Source organism: Armatimonadota bacterium (assembly GCA_036504095.1).
In the GTDB taxonomy this organism is placed as follows: domain Bacteria; phylum Armatimonadota; class DTGP01; order JAKQQT01; family JAKQQT01; genus DASXUL01.
Window position 1 is genome coordinate 1 of record DASXVS010000035.1, and the last position, 3,317, is coordinate 3,317.

The 3,317-nt window shown below is 66.0% G+C and carries 3 protein-coding genes and 1 riboswitch; of the genes, 2 read left to right on the forward strand and 1 reads right to left on the reverse strand.

Translation table 11 applies throughout. From position 1 onward, the window contains the following. The first annotated feature begins 4 nt into the window (after positions 1-4). A riboswitch (cyclic di-GMP riboswitch) is annotated at positions 5-76 on the forward strand. A 68-nt stretch (positions 77-144) separates the two neighbouring features. Beyond that, a complete protein-coding gene (locus tag VGM51_06910; GenBank protein HEY3412772.1) occupies positions 145-621 on the forward strand; it encodes a hypothetical protein in 477 nt (158 codons plus the stop codon). 400 nt (positions 622-1,021) lie between these two features. Continuing rightward, on the forward strand, positions 1,022-1,480 hold the full coding sequence (locus VGM51_06915) for a hypothetical protein (protein HEY3412773.1): 459 nt from the start codon (positions 1,022-1,024) through the stop codon (positions 1,478-1,480). A 90-nt stretch (positions 1,481-1,570) separates the two neighbouring features. Here VGM51_06915 and VGM51_06920 read toward each other — a convergent pair. Then, positions 1,571-3,317: hypothetical protein (locus tag VGM51_06920; GenBank protein ID HEY3412774.1), on the reverse strand; the 1,747-nt coding region annotated here is incomplete at its 5' end.

Below are 3,317 nucleotides of genomic sequence, written 5' to 3' on the forward strand. Positions count from 1 at the left end.
CGAGAAGGGCAAACCCGGGGCGACCCGGGGACGCAACGCCAGCGGGACTCGGAGACGAGTCGGCCGGGCTACCGAAGCCAGGCCTGCGCGGGTAGACCGCGCCGGGTCACCGTCGCCGGCGATCGGCGGCACGAGAGGAACACGATGCACACCGACATCCTCGCCTCGACGGCACGCCGCTGGGCAAGCGCCGCGCTCGAGGCCACCCTCGTGATCGCCATCGGCATTGCGCTGGTGTTCGCCGGTGCCGTCGTGACGCGGGGGGATCCGGCGGGCGCCGACACGGCTCTCGCCAAGGGTGGGTCGTCCCTATGGATCGCCGGCGCGACCTCGAGGTCACCGCAGCTGACGTTCGGCCAGGTGATGGCGTTCGGGTACAAGTCGACGTCGGCGTCCTCGATCCAGCTCCACTGCTACCAGCCGGCCGGGACCGGTCGGCTAGTGTTCGCGGACTCGCAGATGCTGTCGGGCGACGCCTCAGGCCTGAGCGACCCCTTCGAGCTCGGACCTTCCGCCGCCTGGACTTCCGGTGCGGCGACATGCAAGGGCATGCTCGGCCACCGGTCGAACAGCGGCAAGTACATCGTCGAGGACAGCGTCACGTTCGACGTCGCACCCTGAGCTGCATGTTTCGACTCGGGTAGACTTGGCCCCCGCAGGCGATCAAGCGATGTTTCGACGCGCCATCGCCGTGCAGCACAGAGGCCCGTTTCAGGGGCGGCCTAAGACACGATGGCAACTCCGGAGGGAACCGGAGAGCAGAAGCCGCGGGACTGGGGAGTCGAACCCAGCCAGCCGGGCAACCCGTTCTCAGGCGCCATGTCACACGCGCTTCGTGCCCTGGGTGCCCGCTGGAAGCAGACGACCGTGGGACGGATCACCGCGGTCGGCATACCTACCATCGCTCGGGCCTTTGACCACTCGCAGTCCTCGTGCCTTCTGCACACATATGTTCACCCCTCGCAGCCCGCACCGAGACTCGATGCTGCTCCAGGCGGGCATATTCTGGAGACTCACAACGATGCGTTTCTTCCGAACACGGCCTTCACGCTCGGCAGCGCTGCTGCTCCACGCCGCGGTCATCGCGTCGCTTCTCGTCGTCCTCGTTGCCGGCACCGCATATGCCGGCAAGGGCGGCAAGGGCAGCACCACCGGCAGCACCGGCGGACTTACGGTTGTCATGGTCACCGACCAGAACGGCAACGGCGCACCGAACTGGGCGGACTGGGTGACGTTCACCTTCACGGCGACCGCCACGAACCCGCAAGTCAACCTGCAGTGCTCGCAGGGCGGGACGCTCGTCTACTCGTCTTCTCACCTGATGTACTGGCCGAACTTCTGGGACGACAACGGCGTGTTCTGGCTGGAGTCCGGCGCCTGGTCGGGCGGCGCCGCGTCCTGCACGGCGGTCCTGAAGGGGACCTCGTCACGTGGAACGCTCCTGACCCTCGGCTCGCTCAGCTTCAGCGTCGCTGCCTGACCCTCCAACCCGCAGCATCGAAGAGCCCCCGGCCGATGGCCAGGGGCTCTTCTCGTGTGTCTGGCCACGAGGGCCGGCGTGATCAGGCGATCACGGGCACGAGGTCACGGTCAGGTTGTTGTTGTAGCGGTCGAGCTGGGTGGCCAGGCACGCGGCGAGCGTCGTGTCCGCCTTGCTCAGCTTTGGGGCGTAGGTGAGACCGTCGAACTTGTACTTGCCGTCAAGCAGCACGGCCTTGTCGATGTTGGTGATCGTCGCGCCACTGATCGCGGCGCCCATGAACCGGTTGAGCTGAGCGCCGACGAGCTGTGCCGTCATGTTGAACAGCGGGTCGCTGGCCTTCTTGCTCTTGCCGTCGATGGTCCGCTTGTCCAGGAGGTTGACGGCCTTCGCGCAGTCGGGCGCGTTCTTCATGACATCCTCCGTGCTCGTCGGATCACCCTTGAGGATGAGGTACCAGGTCGCCGCATAGTTCGGCCACCCGGAGCCGGCGTTCTGGGCGGAGACGACGAGGCCGCCGGGCGGGTTCGTCGTCGTGGCGCTTGCGTATCCGAGCGCGAGGTCGAGGATGGGATCCTGTCCCCTGCCGTTCGAATTGGCGCAGGATGCCCAGTTCTTCCAGAAGCCGATCGTCAGGGCACGCCCGCCTGGGGGTGGCGTGTTGTCAACTGTGAACGTCCTTGTCTGGCCGGATGCAACGGTGAAGTCCACGCACACGGTCAGGTTGTTGACGTTCGGGTTCGGCAGCGACGGCGGAATGATGCTGTTCGGGACGAACAGCGGCCCATCGCCGGCAAGGTTCGTGTTCCAGCCGGGGAACACCCACTCGCAGAGCTGGTAGGCCTGACCGGGCACGAGGCCCGTAGCGAAGTCGATGTTGCCGTTTGCGTCGGTCGTCTTTGTCTCGAGAATCGTGCCGTCAGCGGCAGTCGTCGCGCCCTGGCGAAGCTCGAAGGTGAAGGTCTGGCCGGCCGCCGGCGGCTGCCCGCTGACGGTCTTCACGACCTTGAACTTGGCCTCGACGGAGCACGTCGCTTGGGCGCTGAACTTGTAGCTGTTGTCGAGCCCGTACTTGGGGTCGAGGGTGACCGTGCCGGTGACTGTGTTGTCCACGGACGCGGTGAACGGTCCGTCGATCGAGTACTCGTAGTCGTACGAAGCACCGGCGGCCACGTCGAACGAAGCGCCCTCGCTGGGAACCACGTGGAGGTCAGCGTCGCCGGTGTTGTTGAAGGTGATGGTGAAGACGGCAGGGCCGGCCTGCGGAACAGGCTGGGCCTTGCATGCCTTCGTCACGTCGAACGCGGGATGCACCAGGGTGCTGTCCCAGGCCGCCGTGCCGTCGATGTGATTCGGGAAGCCTGTCGGGTTGCTCTCGACCGTCACGGTGTTGGAGAGCTTGGCGCCGCTGCCATCGGACACGACGTAGTCGTAGTCCACGTAGCAGGACCCGTCCCAGGCGAGGGTGTAGTCCACGTCGTCGCAGTTCGAGCCCGTGATCGCCGTGTTGGCCGCATCCATCAGATCGCCGACGAGGCTGTCGTCGATCTTCGTCAGGACGAGACTGGGAGAGTCGTCCGAGCTGTCGTTCGTGATCGTGACCCTGTAGCTGGCCGTGTCACCCTGCTTCGTGTAGGCCGGTCCGGTCTTTACGACCGAGATGTCCGGCTGGAACAGATTCACCGACCAGCCGTCCGACGCAGTCAGCACGTTCGGGAAGCCCGTGGGGCTGCACGTGACGCTGGCCGTGTTGAGGAGCGGGTCGGGATCTGTCGCCTTGACGGTGTACGACTTGTTCGTGACGTCGCTCCCGCCGGAGGCGAGCGTGACGCTCTTG